Raw genomic sequence first — 19,893 nt, forward strand, 5'->3', positions numbered from 1 at the left:
TTTCATGGTTTATTTTTTTATAATATTTTTTCTTAAAAAGTAATAAAACAAATATAAAACCAATATATATATAATGTTAATATGTATGTTTGGGAGGGTCGGACTTGGATAATTTTAACATATATAAAGATATAGCAGAAAGAACCCAAGGGGATATTTATGTAGGTGTAGTTGGACCTGTTAGAACAGGGAAGTCAACCTTCATAAAGAGATTCATGGACATGATGGTAATACCTAAGATAGAAAATGGATATAAAAAACAAAGAGCAAAAGATGAACTTCCTCAAAGTGGATCGGGGAAAAGTATCCATACGACAGAACCTAAATTTGTTCCAAATGAAGCCATAGAAATTACTCTAGAAGATGGAATTAAATTTAGTGTAAGAATGGTAGACTGTGTTGGATATATAGTTAAAGGTGCATTAGGATATACTGAAGGAGATAATTCTAAGATGGTAACGACACCTTGGTATGACTACGAAATTCCATTTGAAGAAGCAGCAGAGATAGGAACTAAAAAAGTTATTACTGAACATTCTACAATAGGCCTTGTAATAACTACTGACGGATCTATCACTGACATTCCTAGAGAGGAATACTTAGAGGCTGAAGAAAGGGTTATAAATGAGTTAAAGGATATTAAAAAGCCTTTCTTGGTAGTATTAAATAGTGCACACGTATATGCTCCTGAAACACAAGCTTTAAAACGTGAATTAGAAGAAAAATATGACGTAAGCGTTCAAGTTATGGATGTACTTAACATGAATGAGGGGGACGTTGAAAATTTATTCCAAAAGGTATTAAAGGAGTTCCCTATAAAAGAAATAAATATCGATATGCCTGAATGGATAGAAAAATTAGAACCGGATCATTGGTTGAAAGTAAGCTTTGTAGATTTAATAAAAAAGATGTGCAAAGATGTATTTAAGGTAAGAGATATTAAAAAATCTTTAGAAGGATTTAAAGAAGAAGACTTTTTAGGCGACAGCGTAATAAAAGATATGAATATGGGCGAAGGAATAGCCAGAATAAACATGAATCCTAAGAGTGGCATTTTCTATCAAATATTGAGTGAAATATGCGACTGTAATGTAAGAGGAGAGAATGAACTTCTAGATATAATTCAGGATCTTCATAGTGCTAAAATTGAGTATGATAAAGTATCTGAAGCCTTAAGAGATGTAAAAGAAACCGGATATGGTCTTGTAGCTCCTCAGCTATCTGAAATGAAATTTGAAAAGCCTGAGATTGTAAATAGAGGAAATGGATATGGGTTAAAACTTAAAGCATCTGCTCCTTCGTTACATTTTATAAAAGCTGATATTCAAACTGAGATAGCTCCAATAATGGGAAGTGAAAAAGAAACTGAAGAATTTGTCAGAAATCTTTTAGATCAGTTCGAAAGTGACCCATCAAAGATGTGGCAAAGCAATATGTTTGGAAAATCCCTTGAAATGTTAGTAAAAGAAGGGCTTCAAAACAAGCTATATAAAATGCCTGAAGATGTACAAACAAAGATTCAAAGAACTCTTCAAAAGATTATAAATGAAGGTAATGGCGGATTAATTTGCATAATTTTATAAAGTATAAACCCTTAAGAGTAAATCTTGAGGGTTTTACTGTTTTCCTATAGTACATATAAAGATTAATAAAAATTAAAATTTAATTTTATAGAAATATCACATAAAAAAGGATTTCTTTATATGATATAGAAGTAGTAATGTATAAAAAATGTGAGAGGTGATTATTGTATTATGAACATAAATTTAGAGGAATCTCAAATTTTAAATGTGTTAACAGCAATAAGAAGTGAATTCATAAATTCTAAGGTTTATTACAATGACAACACAAAAGAAGAAAATCGTATAGGAATTACTTCACCAGAAGAATGGAAAGAAATATATAATGCTATATTAAAACAAGCTCACAAAGAAGAAAAACTAAGCATGCTTGAAATTATAAAATAGTTTAAATAAAAATTAATATATACACATAATTTAGTAACTTTTTCTTTAAGGAGTTGCAAAATTATGTGTATTTTTTTATATGTTTCAAAATATAAACTTATATTTTAAGAAAAAAGACAAAAAATAAATAAAAAATTGTATATAGATAGCTTATTTCGTTTACATGCAGTGAGAATTGGATATATAATATCTTATAAGGAAAAAAGGAGGTACATAAATGGCAAGAAACAAAAAGAAGTTTTCTAAAAAGAAGAAAATTGTAATTACAGTCCTATCTATTGTAGGAATTATAATATTATCAGTAGGTTTGTGGGCATGGAATATATGGAGAAATGTTTACTCGCCTATTTCAGAAGAGAAATTGGATGAAACAAAAGAAATTACATATGATGTAGTAGATGGCATAACTAATATTTTACTTATAGGAACAGACGAAAGGAATCTTGAGGAAAATTCTAGATCTGATTCTATGATAATAGCAACACTAGACGCAAATAAACAAGAAATAAGACTTACTTCATTGTTTAGAGATACTTTGGTGAAGATACCAGGCCATGGAGAAGCTAAGCTTAATGCTGCGTATGCTTATGGTGGACACGAACTTTTGATGAAAACTATAGAAACTAACTTTGGCATTAAACTAGATAAATACGTTGCTATAAATTTCTGGGGATTTGAGAAAGTTATTGATCAAATTGGAGGAATAGAATTAGATATTAAGCAAAGTGAAATTAATGAATTAAATAAATTTATTGGAGAATCTACTGGAGGTGCTACATCACCAAAGGTTACAGAACCTGGAGTTCAAAAGCTTGATGGACAGCAGGCGCTTTCCTATGCAAGGATAAGAAAAAATGATACAGCGTATAATAGAGATTCTAGGCAAAGAACAGTATTGTTTAAATTAGCGGAAAAGTTTAAGGATGTAAACCCTATAAAATATCCATTTTTATTAAATGCTATGAAGAATGAAATAAAAACAAATATCACACCTGATTTAATGTTCAGTATGGGGTATACAATTTATAAGTTTCCAGAGCTTAATATAAGACAATTGGCTATGCCATTAATGGATGAAAAAACAGGAGTATCGGCGTTTGAAGGAAGATTGTATAAGAATTTAGGATGGGTTATATTAACTGACCTTCCTCAGATGGGAAATCTTTTAAAACAATTTATTTATGAAGGAAAAACACCAACTTTAAATGATGTAGATTATAGCACCTTAAAATCAGTATTAGCTGATTTTAAGACTGATGAAAATAGATATAATGCAGAACATGGAATTAATCCAGAAGACCATGCTACTGATGAGGATAAAGAAAAGGAGAACATTACTACTCCAGGAGAAAAACCTCAACAAAAACCAGTAGAACCAGAAAAACCATCAACCCCAACTCAGCCAACAGAGCCAGAAAATCCTGTAGAGCCGGAAAAACCAGTGGAGCCAGAAAAGCCTGTAGAGCCAGAAAAACCAGTGGAGCCAGAAAAGCCAACTGATCCATCTAATCATGGTGGTAATACTGGTGAAAAACCAGGTGCAGGAAATAATGATATTATAGTAGAAAGACCATAAAATAAAAATATAATAATATAAAAGTTTAACACTTTTGGGTAAAATTACATATAATATTATAGATTAATGTTAAACTCAAAGGAGTGTCAAATGGATTATTATAGAGAGTTAGATGATGAAATGGAATTTGTTCCGTTGATTCCTTCGGTTGTCTATGAGAGAAAAGCTAACTTAGTGTTGGTGCCTGGTGATGAATTAGAAGGTTGTGCGGCTAGACAAAACAAAGCTTATCCTATGGGACCGCCACCATCAAAAACACCATCAAAATCTGCTCAGAAAATGACAAAGGGTGCAGAGGCGAAAATGGTGTCGCCGAATAGTATTCAGCCATGCAAATTTAGATATACTTATGTTTGGCTAAAAAATGGAAGAGAATTTTGGATTTGGCCTACTTATATAGACAGATACACATTAGCAGGTTTTAGATGGACTGGAAGAGGATGGGCATACTTTGGAATAGACTTAAACAAAATAGATGAATTTATATGCTATTAAAAAAAGAGGATGAAATTTTATTTAAATTTCATCCTTTTTTTTATGGATACTATAGGAGGTTTTTCTAGCATAGTTTTCTTTGGAGGGTACAAAATAAAAATGATAAGTTCTTTAATATATAGTAATGGAGGACTGATTATGAAAAATGAAAAAGAATATAAATTAATAGCAGATAACTTAAAGGATATGCTTGATTCAGGAAAAAGCATAAGTGAGATTTTAAAGATGAGTAATTGGAAAAAAAAGAAGTGTTATATAGAAGACGAAAATAATATAAAACAATAGGTAAAAATTTGATGTAATTTTAAGAATATAATATAATAATCATGTAAAATAAATTAATGAGTTGTGGGGGTAAAAATGAAAAAAATAGCTATAATTTTTAATGGTGGTACAATTTCTATGAAAGTAGATCCTAAGCTAAAAGCGGCGGTTCCAAGTTTAACTGGAGAGGAAATAATGTCAATGGTAACTGGTATAGAGAGCTTTGCAGAAATAGAATCATATAATTTCTCTAGCCTTCCAAGTCCACACGTTACTCCTGAAATAATGCTTGAACTTTCAAAATATATAAAAACATTTACAGATAGAGAAGATATAGACGGAGTTGTAGTAACTCATGGAACTGACTCATTGGAGGAAACAGCTTTCTTTGTAGATTTAACCTCTTGTACAAAGAAACCGATAATATTTACAGGATCAATGAGAAGCAGCTCGGAGCTTGGATATGATGGTCCATCAAATTTAGCAGCATCTATTTGTACAGCTATAGCAGAAGAATCAAGAGGAAGAGGCGTTCTTGTATGTTTAAACGGGGAATTAAATTGTGCTTTTGAGGTTACGAAAGCTAATTCAATGAGCTTAAATGCTTTCAGAACACCTAACTTTGGACCAATAGGTATGGTAGATAACAATAAAGTGCTGTTTTATAGAAATAATAATAATAAAGTATCACTAAACATAGAAAATATAGAATCAAGAGTATCTCTTATAAAATGTGTTTCTGGAATGGATTCAAGATTTATAGATTTTTGTATAAGTGAGGGAGATAAGGGAATTGTAATAGAAGCTATGGGACGAGGAAACATACCGCCTCTTATGGTAGACGGCATAAAGCGTGCTATAGAAAAGAACATACCTGTAGTAGTTGTGTCTAGATGCTTTGAAGGAAGAGTATTTGACTCTTATGGATATCATGGTGGTGGAAAAGAACTTAGAGAACTTGGCGTAATATTTGGGGATACACTTCCTGGACAGAAAGCGCGAATAAAACTTATGGTTGCATTAAGTAGGTTCGATAATTATGATGAAATAAAGAGCTTTTTTGAAAAGGGAAAATATTGCTAATACGAATGATCTACTAACTATGAAAAATAATGATAGTATTATTGACGAATTATAAAAAATATGTTAACATAATATTCGTAAGATAACTCGTATAATTTTGAGATTGGTCAAAAGTTTCTACTGGATACCGTAAATATCCACGCTATGAGTGAATTCTTGCGGATATTACTGAACATTCGTATGGATTTAGGATATCATAAATCGTGTTTGTTGATGAGTAAGCCGCTATAGATTCACTTAGTGAAACTATAGCGGCTTACTCATTTATGATTTTAAGGAGGACAAGTATGGAAAAGTTTTTTAAAGTAAATGAACATAATAGTGATATGAAGAAAGAAGTTCTTGCAGGTATCACTACATTTTTAACTATGGCTTATATAATAGCGGTTAATCCATCAATACTAAGTGCAACAGGTATGGATGCGGGGGCATTAGTTACAGCAACTTGTTTAGTTGCAGGACTTTCTACTATCTTTATGGGGGTGTATGCCAATTTACCATTTGCATTAGCATCAGGAATGGGATTAAATGCTTTCTTTGCATATACAGTAGTTTTAGGTATGGGAGAACCTTGGCAGGTAGCCTTAGCAGCAGTTTTTGTAGAAGGAATCATATTTATTATATTAAGTTTAACTAATGTAAGAGAAGCAGTTGTAAACTCTATACCAATGAATTTAAAATATGCAGTAACAGCAGGAATAGGATTGTTTATAGCATTTTTGGGATTTATAGGAGCAGGAGTAGTAGTAAACAATGATGCAACTTTAGTAGGAATGGGTAATTTAACAGCACCTACTGCAATAATAACATTTATCGGAGTTATAATAATAACAATACTTTATAAAAAAAATGTTAAAGGTGCTATACTATGGGGGATAGTTGTAAGTTCACTTTTAGCATGGGGATATGCATTGATAGCTCCAGAAGCAGCAGCTTATTACAACATATCATTACCAACAGGAATATTTAAATTTGAAAGCATGGCTCCAATAGCAGGAAAGTTAGATTTTTCTTACTTAACAGATTCAACAAAAGTTTGGAGTTTTATAACGGTAGTATTCACATTCTTATTTGTAGACTTTTTTGATACAGTTGGAACATTAGTTGGAGTTGCTTCAAAAGCTAATATGTTGGATAAGGATGGTAAGCTTCCAGGAGCAGGAAAAGCTTTATTAGTAGATGCAATTGCTACAACAGCAGGAGCAGTTGCAGGGGTTTCTACAGTAACTACTTATGTTGAGAGTTCAGCAGGAGTTGCTCAAGGAGGTAGAACAGGTCTTACTGCTGTTACAGCAGGTATATTGTTCTTAGTAGCAATGTTCTTTTCACCATTGTTCGTAGCTATCCCAGCATGTGCTACAGCACCAGCATTAATAGTAGTTGGATTCTTTATGATAGAAAATATAGCTAAAGTTGATTTCACAGATTTCACTGAAGGTATTCCAGCGTTCTTAACTATAGCTTTAATGCCTTTAACATATAGTATTGGTGATGGTTTAACTATTGGAGTTATAGCATACGTAGTAATAAATCTTTTAGTTAATTTAGTTTCAAAAGAAAAGAAAAAGATATCTCCTGTCATGGTTGTTTTAGGAATAGTATTTATAGTGAAGCTAGTAATGACAGGAATAAAATAAAAATACGGCAAAATATTAAAATGGAGGCTTTACCTTTGCAGGTAAGGTCTTTATTTTTGCATAGATAAAAAAATCATTCATCATTTAAGAATAGCATTTCAAAGAATTAAAGAGTTTTAAGGAGAAAACATGAAAAAATTAATATTTTTTGAATTATAACTTGAAATAACCGTAGACCATTATGTATAATAGTTAATATGAATTGGGAGTAGCAAGGAGGGATTTCATGACAAAGAGCATGACAGGATTTGGAAGAGCTAATATAGTTGATGAAGGTCATCATAGCTTTTCTATAGAAATGAGAAGCGTAAACCATAGATATTTAGATTTAAATATCAGAATGCCAAAGAGTATAATTTCTCTAGAGGAGAAAATAAGAGCGGCAGTTGGAGAACGCCTATCAAGGGGCAAGGTAGACATCTTTATAAACTACAAAAATTATGAATGCAGTAATAGTGAAGCGGTTTTGAATACTGCATTAGCGGACAGTTATATAAAGTGTCTTCAAGAAATATCTAGTAGATATGATATAAAAAATGATATTCCTCTTTCTTTAATTTCAAAATTCCCAGAAGTTATAAGATTAGAAGAGAAAGAAGAAGACCTTGAGACTATATGGAATGGTTTAAGTAATGCACTAAATAGTGCATTAGACCTTTTAGTAGCTATGAGAACAAGGGAGGGAGAGAAACTTAAAGAAGATATAATCTCAAAATGCAGATATATAAAAGAAATGGTTAAGAAAATAGCTATTCTTTCCCCAGAAGTTGTCAAGCAGTATAGAGTAAAGCTTTCAGATAGACTTACAGAGTTAAGTGAAAATATACCTGTAGATGAAAGCAGAATAGCTATGGAAGTAGCCATTTTTGCAGATAAAGCTAGTATAGATGAAGAAATAACAAGACTTTACTCTCATATAAATCAATTAACTGAAACTTTAAATCTAAATGAATCTATAGGCAGAAAATTAGATTTCATTGTGCAGGAAATGAATAGAGAAGCTAATACTATTGCATCTAAATCTCAGAATATAGAGATAACTAACATAGTATTAAATATAAAAAATGAAATAGAAAAAATAAGAGAACAGGTGCAGAACATCGAATAAAAGTTGTAGGAGGAACACAATGAGTATAAAATTAATTAACATAGGATTTGGAAACATAGTGTCTGCTAATAGATTGGTAGCTATTGTAAGTCCGGAATCAGCTCCAATAAAGAGAATTATTCAAGAAGCAAGAGATAGAGGAATGCTTATTGATGCAACTTATGGAAGAAGAACTAGAGCAGTTATAATTACTGATAGTGATCATGTAATCTTATCAGCAGTGCAACCAGAAACAGTTGCTCATAGATTATCTTCAAAAGATGATGATAGTATAGATGAGGTTGATGAATAATGACTAAAAGGGGTATATTAATAGTAATCTCTGGGCCTTCTGGTGCAGGTAAAGGGACTATATGCAAAGAATTATTAAAAAGAAATGATTGTTATTTATCAGTATCTGCAACTACTAGATCTCCAAGAGCTGGAGAAGTTCATGGAGAAAATTATTTTTTCTTATCTAAAGATGAATTTTTAAAGAAAGTTGAAGAAAAAGACTTTTTAGAGTATGCAGAGGTGTATGGAAATTACTATGGTACGCCAAAATCATCAGTTGAAGAAAAATTAAATATGGGGCATAATGTAATATTGGAGATAGATATTCAAGGTGCCTTAAAAGTTAAAGAAAATGTTCAAGATGGTGTTTTTATATTTATACTTCCACCATCAATGGAAGAACTAAAGCAAAGAATAATTAAAAGAGGAAGCGAGACTGAAGAGTCTTTAATGCTTAGATTCAAATCTGCATATAAGGAAATAAACTATATTTCTAAATATAATTATGCTGTAGTTAATGACACTGTAGATAATGCAGTGAAAAAGATTGAAGGTATACTTATAGCTGAGAAATGCAGAGTTGACAGAATAAAAGAAAAAATATTAGATTCTAAGGAGGGTTTAATTCATGAACAACTCTATGATTAATCCATCAATCGTGGATTTATTAAAGAAAGTGGATAATAGATATTCATTAGTTATAGTAAGCTCAAAGAGAGCAAGACAAATAATCGATGGTGATGCACCTAGAACTGAATGTGGTTCGAAGAAAGCATTAACAATAGCTATCAATGAAGTTAATGATGATGCTATTCAATATGAGTCAGTGAAGGAAGGTTTATAGGAAACATGAGTAATAAGTGTGTGGTACTTGGAGTAACTGGAGGAATAGCGGCTTATAAGTCTTTAGATATAGTTAGTACTCTGGTAAAGCAAGATATAGATGTAAGAGTAATAATGACTAAGGCAGCAACAGAGTTTGTTACGCCGCTTAGTTTTCAATCCTTAAGTAAAAATCAGGTTATAGTTGATATGTTTGAGGAGCCTAAATCGTGGGAAATTCAGCATATTTCTTTAGCTCAAAGGGCGGATTTAATGCTTATAGCTCCAGCCACCGCTAATGTTATAGGTAAAGTTGCAAATGGTATAGCAGATGATATGCTATCTACAACTATTATGGCTACAAAGGCACCTGTAGTTTTTGCATTAGCAATGAATACCAACATGTACGAAAATAAAATTGTTCAAAATAATATTGATAAACTTAAAAATTTTGGATATGAGTTCATAGAACCAGCTAGTGGAAGACTAGCGTGTGGGGATATAGGAAAAGGTAAGCTTGAAAAAGTTGATATAATATGTGAAGAAATTTTAAGCAGGCTTTATGAGAAGAAAGATTTAGTAGGAAAAAAAGTTTTAATAACAGCAGGACCTACTATTTCGCCTATAGATCCTGTAAGATATATCACTAATAATTCAAGTGGGAAAATGGGTTACGCTATTGCAAAAGAGGCCAGAGATAGAGGAGCGGAAGTTACCTTGATATCAGGACCATCTTCTTTAGAAGCACCTATTGGAATTAATTTCATTAGAGTTAAGACTAATGAAGAGATGTTCAAAGCAGTTTTATCAAAATTTAATGATTCAGACATAGTGGTTAAATCAGCAGCTGTAGCAGATTATAAGGCTAAAAATTATAGCACCGAGAAGATAAAAAAAGGTGATGGCGGTTTAAACTTAGAGTTTATCCGTGATAATGATATATTAAAAAATTTAGGTGAGAGAAAAAAGGAGCAGATTCTAGTAGGGTTTGCAGCAGAAAGTAATAATCTCTTAGATAATGCAGCGGAAAAGCTTAGAAAGAAAAATCTAGATTATATAGTGGCTAACGATATAACTGCTAGGGATACTGGTTTTGCATCAGACTTTAATAAGGTTTACATCATAGATGCCGAAGGTAATACAAAAGGTCTAGATAAAATGACTAAAAGAGAAGTTGCAAGGGAACTTTTTGATCTCATAAATGAAAGGCGCTAAATTGCGCTTTTTTTATTAATTTAAATTAAGGTGATTTTATGAAAAATTATGCAGGTGTTATAATAAACAGTGAATCAATTCAGTTGGATAGGATATTTACTTATAAAATTCCTGAAAAATTTAAAGAAAACATAGCTATAGGGATGTGGGTAAAAGTACCTTTTGGGAAGGGAAGTAAAATTATCGATGCATTTGTAGTAGAACTTTATGATGAAATTGAAGATAAGGGCTTTAGAATAAAAGAAATAAAAACTTTAGGAGAAAATATAGAGCTTTTTACAGAGGATGATTTAAAACTCATAAAATACATGAGAGAAATGTATCTTTGCACTTACCTGGAAGCTATAAGAGTATTTATTCCAAGAGGAATTTTAAAGGGACTTACCCATAAGGAAAAAGATGTAGTAAGTTGTGGCAATGAAGAAATACCAGCTAAATATAACAAGGAACCCTATAAGTCAATAATTGAGGCAGTGAAAGCCAATCAGGGGAAATATAGTGCTAGAGAACTTAGCAAGGTTTTTAAATTCTCTTTAAGCTCAATAAATACTTTAATAAAGAATGATGTATTATTGAAGTCTACTCAGACTGTATATAGATATAATGATAGAGATTATGAAGCTTATAAGGCTAAAATCTTAAATCATGAACAATATGAAGTGTTTCGAGAGGTTGTAACTTCTGAAGAAAATATATTTCTTTTAAAAGGAGTTACAGGAAGTGGAAAAACAGAAGTATATATGAAAATAATAGAGCATTACATGAGAATGGGAAAGAATGCAATTATGCTTGTTCCAGAAATAGCCTTGACACCTCAAATGGTTGAACGTTTTAAAGGGCGTTTTGGAAAAGATGTTGCTGTATTCCATAGTAAACTTTCAGATGGTGAGCGATTTGATGAGTGGTATAGGGTAAAAAATGGAGAAGTAAAAATTGCAGTAGGAGCAAGATCGGCTATTTTTCTCCCATTTAAAGATTTAGGAGTAATTATAATAGATGAAGAACATGAAAGCAGCTATAAATCTGAAAGTAATCCTAAATATAATGCTAAAGATATAGCAGAATTTAAAAGCAACATTTGCGGATGTAAGGTCATTTTAGGCTCTGCAACACCATGTGTGGAGACATATCACAAAACATTTAATAAAGAAATAAAACTTTTGACACTACATAAAAGGGCTGATGGAGCTGAAATGCCTCCTATAGAAATAGTTGATATGAGAGAGGAATTAAAAAACGGAAATAAATCCATGTTTAGTTCTTCCTTGAAAAAAGCTATGGATGAAGCTTTAAAGAGGGATGAACAGATAATATTATTTTTGAATAGAAGAGGATTTTCTAGTTTTGTATCTTGTAGAAAATGCGGATATGTATTTAAATGCAAAAACTGTGATATATCCATGACTTATCATATGGGAGGTTATTTATCCTGTCATTATTGCGGTAGCAGAGAACCTATAAGAAAAACATGTCCTAGTTGTGGAAGTACATACGTAAAGCAATTTGGAGTTGGTACAGAGAAGGTTGAAAGAGCTCTTCATGTAGAATATCCGGATGTGTCTATAATACGTATGGATTTTGATACTACAAGAACCAAGGATGCTTATGAAAGAATATATACTGATTTCAAAGAAAAAAAAGCAAGTATACTTATAGGAACTCAAATGGTAGCCAAGGGACTTGATTTCCCAGATGTCACAGTGGTAGGAGTTTTGGCTGCAGATTTATCCTTGAATATGCCTGATTATAAAGCTGGAGAAAGAACATATCAGCTTTTAACTCAGGTTGCAGGAAGAGCAGGAAGAGGAAAGAAAAAAGGAAAAGTAATTGTTCAAAGTTATCTTCCTGGGAATTATGCTATAACACATTCCAAGAATTATGACTATGAAGGTTTCTATAGAGATGAAATATCTCTTAGAGCAATGATGAAATACCCACCGTTTGTAAAAATAATGGTATTAAATTTTAGTTCTAAAAATGAAGGAATGTTAATAAAAAATATACAAAATATCGGAATAAATTTGAAAAATAGATTAAAAATACAAGAAAACATAGAAATATTAGGACCATGCCCCTGTATGGTTTCAAAAATTAAAGAAATGTATAGGTGGCAGATAATAATTAAAGGTTATATATCAGTAGATTTAGCCAATTTTATTAAAAATTTTACTTATAATGAGCTTGGGGAATGCTATAATGATATAAGGATAAGTATTGATATAAATCCTAATAGTCTAATATAATAATTAGAGGCATAATAATATTTATTTGGAGGTTTAATTAGAAATGGCGTTAAGAAATATAAGAACATATGGAGACGATGTTTTAAGAAAGAAATGTAGAAAGGTTGATGCGGTAAACGATAGACTAAGAGTCTTAATAAAAGATATGATAGAAACTATGTATGCTGCTGATGGTGTAGGACTTGCAGCACCACAAGTTGGTATATTAAAAAGACTTGTAGTTATAGATATAGGAGAAGGTCCTGTTGTTTTAATAAATCCAGAAATATTGTCTATGGAAGGACGTTATGTAGATGTTGAAGGATGTTTAAGCGTTCCAGGAGAACAAGGCGAGGTAGAACGTCCAGAAAAACTTACAGTTAGAGCTTTAAATGAAAATGGAGAAGAAGTGACTTATGAAGCAGAAGATCTTTTTGCAAGAGCAGTATGCCACGAACTTGACCATTTGGATGGAGTATTATTCGTAGATAAAATTATAAAAAAGGAGCAATAAAATATGAAGATAGTTTTTATGGGAACTCCTGATTTTGCAGTTCCATCATTAGAAACTCTTATAAATAAATTTGATGTAAAAGCTGTATTTACTCAACCAGACAGACCAAAGGGAAGAGGAAAGAAGCTTTCAATGTCAGCTGTTAAGGAATGTGCACTAAAATATGAACTACCTATATATCAGCCAATAAGATTAAAAAATGATGAAGAGTGTATAAATATTATAAAAAGCATTGAACCTGACTTTATAGTAGTAGTAGCCTTTGGCCAGCTTTTAACAAAAGAGATACTTGATATACCGAAATATGGCTGTATAAATCTACATGGTTCACTTCTTCCAAAATACAGAGGTGCAGCACCTATAAATTTCTCAATAATGAATGGTGAAAAAGTTAGTGGAAATACTACTATGCTTATGGATATTGGATTAGATACAGGTGATATGCTTCTAAAGGATGAAGTTGAAATAAAAGAAGACATGACAGCTGGAGAACTTTATGATGAATTGATGTCACGTGGAGGAGATCTTTTAGTTAGAACATTGGAAGGATTGTATAATGGTACTATAAAACCTATAGCCCAGAATGATGATGAATCTACATATGCTTCCAAACTAGATAAGACTATGGCAAAAATAGATTGGACGAAATCTTCTTTAGATATACACAATCAAATAAGGGGAATGAATCCATTTCCTGTTGCATATACAACATATAAAGATAAAATGATGAAAATATATAAATCAGTAGTTGTATCTAATAATAGTCTTAAAGAGGCAGGAACTATATTAAAGGCAGATAAAAGTGGTATTCTAGTTAAAACGGGAAGTGATGCTCTTTTAATTGAAGAGGTACAATTTCCTAATGGTAAGCCTATGAAAGTTAAAGATTATATGAATGGCAATACTATAGAAGAGGGAATAATTTTAGAGTAGAGGAGGAGATAAAATGTTTTATTTTGATAGCACCTATTTACTTCTTATACCAGCAATTATAATTTCTATGTGGGCCCAAACAAAAGTGAACTCAACATTTAATAAATATGTAAGAGGAGCAAGTCATAGAGGATACAGTGGAGCTGAGGCAGCAAGGATAATATTAGATAGTAACGGACTTAACAATGTAGCTATTGAACTTACAAGAGGGAAACTTTCAGATCATTATGACCCATCTCAAAGAGTGCTTAGACTCTCTAACGATGTATATTATGGTACATCATTAGCGTCTATAGGAGTAGCTGCTCATGAATGCGGCCACGCAATTCAGCATAAGGTAGAATATGCTCCTTTAAAGCTAAGAAGTGCATCAGTACCTTTGGCTAATATAGGATCTAACCTTTCATGGATAATATTTTTGCTGGGTTTAGTTTTTTCAATTAAGCAATTAGTAACAGCAGGAATAGTGTTATTTGCAGCTGTAGTTATATTCCAGCTTATAACTCTTCCAGTTGAGTTTGATGCCTCTGCAAGAGCTTTGCAGCAGGTGAGAAATACAGGCATTCTCTATGACGATGAATTAGTGGGAGCAAAAAAAGTATTAGATGCCGCAGCTATGACATATATAGCAGCAGCTATTATGGCTATTTCTCAGCTTATAAGGCTTATTGCGATAAGTAGAAGAGATGACTAAAATTAAGGAGAATATATGAACAGTAGATTAGTAGCAATAAATGTTTTAATTGAAGTTTTTGATAAAGAGGGCTATTCTAATATAGCCCTTAACAAAGCATTAAACAAATATCCTTTAAATGATAAGGATAAAGGACTTGTGACAGAGATAGTATATGGAACTATAAAATATAGATATACTATAGATAAGATACTTTCAAAATATGTAGATAGAGATCTATCGAAAGTTCAGCCGGAAATATTAAATATATTAAGAATATCTATCTATCAATTTAGATACTTAGATAAAGTTCCAGACTATGCCGTAGTCAATGAGTCTGTATCTTTGGCTAAAAAAATATCTATAAAAGCATCAAAGTTTGTAAACGGAATTCTTAGAAGTTATTTAAGAAATCCATTTAGTGAACTTGAAACGAATAATTATATTGAAAAGTTATGCTTTGATTATTCATATCCTAAATGGATGGTGGAACTTTTTACAAAGCAGTATGGTAAGGAAAAAACAGAAGATATACTGAAGGGACTTAATTCTACTCCTATGATGACTGTAAGAGTCAATCCTCTAAAGATATCTTATGATGAGGCCTTCAACTTATTAGAGGAAAAAGGATATGAGTTAGAAGAAGGATACATATGCCCAGAAGCTATATGCATACATAAAGGAAGTTCTATAGAAAATAATGAGCTTTTTAATAAAGGATATATCACAGTGCAGGATGAAAGTGCTATGATTGTAAGTCCACTTATGGAGCCAGAAGAAAGGCAAGTTTTCTTTGATTTATGTAGTGCTCCAGGAGGAAAAACAACGCATTTAGGAGAGCTTCTTAATAATACTGGGAAAGTATATGCTTTTGATATACATAATCACAAGTTGAAACTTATAAAAGACAATTCTGAAAGGCTTGGACTTAAAAATATAGCTTTAAATGAAATGGATTCTACAAAACTAAATGTAAATTATATAAATAGTGCAGATGGTGTTCTTTTAGATGTACCATGTTCTGGTCTTGGAATAATAAGAAAAAAACCAGAAATAAAGTGGAGTAAATCATTAAAAAGCTTAAAAGACTTAATAAAGATACAAAGAGCTATAATGGATAATGGAGCAGAGTATTTAAAAGATGGAGGTACACTTATATATTCTACCTGCACATTAAATAAAGGTGAAAATGAAGAAAATATAAAGTGGTTTTTACAGAAACACAAGAATTTTAAACTAGAAAAAATATTTTTTGGTAATGCTGAAAATATAATATATAGTGAAGAAGGATATGTGACTTTACTTCCAAACAAATATATGGATGGGTTCTTTGTAGCTAAACTAAAAAAAGATAAAAGGAGTTAACAATGGAAAACATACTTAATTTATCTTTGGATGAACTGAAAAAATGGATGACAAAAAATGGAGAAAGTGCTTTTAGAGCTAAGCAAGTAATAGATTGGATTTATAAAGGTATACTAGTGTTTGATGATATGAAAAATATACCAAAATCTGTTAAGGAAAAATTACAAAATCATTTTGTAATAGGTATACCTAAAGTTATTGATGAGTATAAGTCAAATGATGATAGCACGAGAAAACTTTTACTTTCCTTAGAGGATGATAATATAATAGAATGTGTAATAATGAGATATCATCATGGGCTTTCTATATGTATATCAACTCAAGTTGGATGTAGAATGGGATGTAAATTTTGTGCTTCAACAATTGATGGAAGGGTTAGAAATCTTGAAGCGGGAGAGATGATAGGTGAGATACTTGCTGCTCAAAATCTAATGAAAGAAAGAATTTCTAATGTAGTTCTTATGGGAAGTGGAGAACCTTTAGATAATTTTGATAATGTTATAAAATTTTTAAATCTAGCCAATAGCGACTATGGGCTTAATATAGGGCAAAGACATATTACATTATCAACCTGTGGAATTGTGCCTAAAATAAAAGAATTAGCAGATTTAAATATGCAGATAACCCTTGCAATTTCATTGCATGCATATAATAATGAAAAAAGAAAAGAAGTTATGCCTATTGCAAATAAGTATAGTTTAAATGAACTTTTAGATGTATGTAGAGAATATATTGAAAAAACAGGACGAAGAATTACATTTGAATATGCTCTTATAAAGGATGTAAATGATAATAAAGAAGAAGCTAGGTGCTTAGCAGAACTCTTAAAGGGTATGATATGTCATGTTAATTTAATACCTGTCAATGAAATAAAAGAAAATACTTTTAAAAGGTCTGATATGACTAGGGTTAAAGAATTTGCTAATGTACTTAATAGTCGTAATATAGAAACAACTATTAGAAGAGAAATGGGAGCGGATATAAATGCCGCTTGCGGACAGCTAAGAAGAAGTTATTTAAGTACCCAAAAAAATGAGAAGGGGTGTTTTTATGGTGGGGATGATTACGGATGTTGGCAATGTAAGAAAGATTAATGAAGATTATCTTTCTTATAGTCTAGAAGGCAATAATGCCATATATGTCATAGCAGATGGAATGGGTGGACATAATGCAGGTGAAGTTGCTAGCAAAATGACAGTTGAAACCATAATAGAATCAATAAAAAATAAGGATGTTAAAGCTACAAAAGAAGATTTAATAGATGCTATAAATAAAGCAAATGAAAGGGTTTATCACTATAGCTTATCATCAAGTAATTTAAGGGGGATGGGTACTACGGTTACTGCATGCCTTATAGATGATAACAAAGCATGGATAGCTAATGTAGGTGATAGCAGTTGTTATATTATAAAAAGGGATAACATATATAAGATTACTAAAGACCACTCTTTAGTTCAGGAACTTGTAGATGATGGATCTATAACTGAAAGAGAAGCACTTAATCATCCTAACAAAAATATAATAACAAGAGCAGTTGGTACTTATAGTGAAGTTGAGGCTGATCTTTATGAATTAGATCTGACAGAAGGAATAGAACACATAATCCTTTGCACAGACGGGCTTACAAATGAAGTGTCAAAAGAAGAAATTTATAACACTGTAAAAGAGCATAAGGACTATATGGTCATATGTGAAAAATTAATTGATTTAGCAAAACAAAGAAGTGCTAGGGATAATATATCTTTTATGATATTTGGAGGAGATTATTATGATTGGAACTATTCTAGGTAATAGATATGAGATAATTGAAAAAATTGGTGAAGGCGGAATGGCCGACGTTTATAAGGCTAAATGCCAAAAATTAAACAGATATGATGCTGTAAAGATATTAAAAAAGGAATTCATTAATGACAATACTTTAGTTGAAAAGTTTACCAAAGAAGCAACTGCCATTGCAAATCTTTCAGATAACAATATTGTTAATGTTCTAGATGTGGGAACACAAGGTGATATACACTATATTGTTATGGAATATGTAAATGGAAAAACATTAAAACAAATTATAAGAGAAGAAGGAAAGTTATCCTACGAAAAGGTGCTTGATTATGGTATCCAAATAGCTAAGGCTTTAGATTGTGCTCATCGCAATAACATAATACATAGAGATGTAAAGCCACAAAATATATTGGTGACTAATGACGGAGTTGTAAAAGTAACAGATTTCGGAATAGCTAAATCACCTAATTCTGAAACTATAACTAATACAAGTAGAGTTATGGGATCAGCTCATTACTTTTCTCCAGAACAAGCTAAAGGTAATTATGTAGATTATAGAAGTGATATATATTCCTTTGGAGTGGTTCTTTACGAGATGATTACTGGAAGACTTCCATTTGATGCAGAAAGTCCTGTATCAGTAGCATTAAAACATATACAAGAACCGGTAGTACCTCCTATTATAATTGATGAAAAGATTCCAGAAAATTTAAATAAGCTTATACTAAAAGCTATGGAAAAAGAGCCTATAAAGAGGTATCAAAGTGTAAAAGAGATACTAAATGATCTTTTAAAGATTCAAAAAAATGCAGAGGTAAATATCGTATCAAATGATATTGATGAAGACTTTACAAGAGTAATGAAACCTATAACAGAAAAAGATCTAAAGAATGAAGAAAACAAGAAGAAGCTGGCAGCTAAAACAGATGAAGATGATGATGATGAAGATGACTATTATGAAGAAGATGACGAAGACAGAAAGAGCAAAAAGAAAAAATATTTAATCTTTTCTCTTGTTGGAGTTTTAGTAATAGCTTTAGGTGTAATTGTAGCAGCATTGGTATTGAAACCTAGTGAGAAGAATAAGAGTGAGGAAATAGTGGTTCCAAAGATAATAGGATTATCACAGGAAGAAGCTAAAAAAGTTTTAGAGTCAAAAGGTCTTAAGATGGTTATAGGTGGCAGTGAACCAAGTGATGAGCCAGAAGGCACTGTTATAAAGGTATATCCAGGAGAAGGCGAAAAGGCTCAAGAAAAGGTTAGAGTAACTATAAGTGGTGGAGCAAATAAACTTACAGCACCAGATTTAAAAGATTTAGATAAGAGTAAAGCTGAAGAATATTTAAAGAATGCAGGCTTAGTTCTTGGAGCGATATCTTATGATTATAGCGATGATGTTACAAAAGGAAATGTTATTAGACAAAACCCATCACCTGATACAGAAGTTAAAAAAGGTGATAAAGTTGATATAGTATTAAGTAACGGACCTAAGATTTCATTATCTAAAGTACCAAATCTAAAGGGTAGAAGTAGAGATGAAGCAGAAAATTTATTAAGAGCTAATAAACTTACACTTGGAACTGTGGATCAAGAAATAACTAGTGATAAGAACTTAGATGGAAAGATAAGGAGTCAAAACCCAGGAGTTGATATAGAAGTTAAGGAAGGAAGCGCAGTTTCTGTAGTTATATATGTTTATAAAGAGGAAGAAATTATATTGCCTGATTTAGCTGGAATGACTCAGCAAGAAGCGGCTATAACTTTAGGTAAATACAAACTTCAACTAGGAAAGGTTACTATAGTTACGCCAACCAATAAAGAAGATGAAGGCAAGGTTAAATCTCAAGATCCACAACCAGGTACTAAAGTTAAGCCACAACAAGTAATTAATATTACTGTGTATGGTAAAATGCCGGATAAACCTACAAAACCAGGTGAAGGAAATGGAAACCAATAAATTTAAAAATCTA

Annotated in this window: 20 protein-coding genes and 1 riboswitch; all 20 genes read left to right on the top strand. The window is 31.6% G+C overall.

Annotated features, from left to right (window positions below):
* Nucleotides 1-104 precede the first annotated feature (104 nt).
* The 20 genes from spoIVA to pknB all read left to right on the top strand — a co-directional run bounded on the left by spoIVA (nt 105) and on the right by pknB (nt 19,880).
* On the top strand, nt 105-1,583 hold the full coding sequence (spoIVA, locus tag KQH81_RS07580; protein WP_027638174.1) for a stage IV sporulation protein A: 1,479 nt from the start codon (nt 105-107) through the stop codon (nt 1,581-1,583).
* Nucleotides 1,584-1,754: 171 nt separating this feature from the next.
* Nucleotides 1,755-1,967: a hypothetical protein gene (locus tag KQH81_RS07585; protein ID WP_035770505.1), complete on the top strand. Its 213-nt coding sequence runs from the start codon at nt 1,755-1,757 to the stop codon at nt 1,965-1,967.
* A gap of 217 nt (nt 1,968-2,184) precedes the next feature.
* Nucleotides 2,185-3,543 carry an LCP family protein gene (locus KQH81_RS07590; RefSeq protein WP_051196198.1) on the top strand — a complete coding sequence of 453 codons (1,359 nt, stop codon included), beginning with the start codon at nt 2,185-2,187 and terminating at the stop codon, nt 3,541-3,543.
* Between the two features lie 90 nt (nt 3,544-3,633).
* The gene (locus KQH81_RS07595; protein WP_099335460.1) at nt 3,634-4,038 is read left to right on the top strand and encodes a hypothetical protein; all 405 of its coding nucleotides are present in this window, start codon (nt 3,634-3,636) and stop codon (nt 4,036-4,038) included.
* 42 nt (nt 4,039-4,080) lie between these two features.
* Entirely contained in the window at nt 4,081-4,323 is a 243-nt protein-coding gene (locus tag KQH81_RS07600; RefSeq protein WP_027638171.1) for a hypothetical protein, read from the top strand.
* 75 nt (nt 4,324-4,398) lie between these two features.
* Complete coding sequence (locus tag KQH81_RS07605; protein WP_027638170.1) at nt 4,399-5,385, top strand: asparaginase; 987 nt, start codon at nt 4,399-4,401, stop codon at nt 5,383-5,385.
* 67 nt (nt 5,386-5,452) lie between these two features.
* Nucleotides 5,453-5,550: riboswitch (purine riboswitch) on the top strand.
* A 122-nt stretch (nt 5,551-5,672) separates the two neighbouring features.
* Nucleotides 5,673-7,022, top strand: a complete 1,350-nt coding sequence (locus KQH81_RS07610) for an NCS2 family permease (RefSeq protein WP_099335461.1) — start codon at nt 5,673-5,675, stop codon at nt 7,020-7,022.
* Between the two features lie 226 nt (nt 7,023-7,248).
* The gene (locus KQH81_RS07615; RefSeq protein ID WP_027638168.1) at nt 7,249-8,130 is read left to right on the top strand and encodes a YicC/YloC family endoribonuclease; all 882 of its coding nucleotides are present in this window, start codon (nt 7,249-7,251) and stop codon (nt 8,128-8,130) included.
* A gap of 19 nt (nt 8,131-8,149) precedes the next feature.
* The gene (gene remA / locus KQH81_RS07620) at nt 8,150-8,422 is read left to right on the top strand and encodes an extracellular matrix/biofilm regulator RemA (protein WP_027638167.1); all 273 of its coding nucleotides are present in this window, start codon (nt 8,150-8,152) and stop codon (nt 8,420-8,422) included.
* Nucleotides 8,422-9,051 (top strand): guanylate kinase, encoded by a 630-nt coding sequence (gene gmk / locus KQH81_RS07625; RefSeq protein ID WP_027638166.1) that lies wholly within the window; start codon nt 8,422-8,424, stop codon nt 9,049-9,051. Before remA ends, gmk begins: the two co-directional genes overlap by 1 nt.
* Nucleotides 9,032-9,247 (top strand): DNA-directed RNA polymerase subunit omega, encoded by a 216-nt coding sequence (rpoZ, locus tag KQH81_RS07630; protein ID WP_027638165.1) that lies wholly within the window; start codon nt 9,032-9,034, stop codon nt 9,245-9,247. Before gmk ends, rpoZ begins: the two co-directional genes overlap by 20 nt.
* Nucleotides 9,248-9,252: 5 nt before the next feature.
* Nucleotides 9,253-10,440: a bifunctional phosphopantothenoylcysteine decarboxylase/phosphopantothenate--cysteine ligase CoaBC gene (gene coaBC, locus KQH81_RS07635; RefSeq protein ID WP_027638164.1), complete on the top strand. Its 1,188-nt coding sequence runs from the start codon at nt 9,253-9,255 to the stop codon at nt 10,438-10,440.
* A 38-nt stretch (nt 10,441-10,478) separates the two neighbouring features.
* Complete coding sequence (priA, locus tag KQH81_RS07640) at nt 10,479-12,683, top strand: primosomal protein N' (protein ID WP_027638163.1); 2,205 nt, start codon at nt 10,479-10,481, stop codon at nt 12,681-12,683.
* Between the two features lie 43 nt (nt 12,684-12,726).
* Entirely contained in the window at nt 12,727-13,176 is a 450-nt protein-coding gene (gene def / locus KQH81_RS07645) for a peptide deformylase (protein WP_027638162.1), read from the top strand.
* A gap of 3 nt (nt 13,177-13,179) precedes the next feature.
* On the top strand, nt 13,180-14,109 hold the full coding sequence (gene fmt, locus KQH81_RS07650; protein WP_074844165.1) for a methionyl-tRNA formyltransferase: 930 nt from the start codon (nt 13,180-13,182) through the stop codon (nt 14,107-14,109).
* 13 nt (nt 14,110-14,122) lie between these two features.
* Nucleotides 14,123-14,803, top strand: a complete 681-nt coding sequence (locus tag KQH81_RS07655) for a zinc metallopeptidase (RefSeq protein WP_230029156.1) — start codon at nt 14,123-14,125, stop codon at nt 14,801-14,803.
* Between the two features lie 15 nt (nt 14,804-14,818).
* A complete protein-coding gene (rsmB, locus tag KQH81_RS07660; protein ID WP_027638159.1) occupies nt 14,819-16,147 on the top strand; it encodes a 16S rRNA (cytosine(967)-C(5))-methyltransferase RsmB in 1,329 nt (442 codons plus the stop codon).
* Between the two features lie 2 nt (nt 16,148-16,149).
* Complete coding sequence (rlmN, locus tag KQH81_RS07665) at nt 16,150-17,241, top strand: 23S rRNA (adenine(2503)-C(2))-methyltransferase RlmN (protein WP_051196197.1); 1,092 nt, start codon at nt 16,150-16,152, stop codon at nt 17,239-17,241.
* A complete protein-coding gene (locus KQH81_RS07670; protein ID WP_027638158.1) occupies nt 17,198-17,938 on the top strand; it encodes a Stp1/IreP family PP2C-type Ser/Thr phosphatase in 741 nt (246 codons plus the stop codon). The genes rlmN and KQH81_RS07670 overlap by 44 nt, the downstream gene beginning before the upstream one ends.
* Complete coding sequence (gene pknB, locus KQH81_RS07675; RefSeq protein ID WP_027638157.1) at nt 17,916-19,880, top strand: Stk1 family PASTA domain-containing Ser/Thr kinase; 1,965 nt, start codon at nt 17,916-17,918, stop codon at nt 19,878-19,880. Before KQH81_RS07670 ends, pknB begins: the two co-directional genes overlap by 23 nt.
* Nucleotides 19,881-19,893 lie beyond the last annotated feature (13 nt).

The sequence above is a fragment of the Clostridium cadaveris genome (genome assembly GCF_020911725.1).
GTDB classification, from domain to species: domain Bacteria; phylum Bacillota; class Clostridia; order Clostridiales; family Clostridiaceae; genus Clostridium_X; species Clostridium_X cadaveris.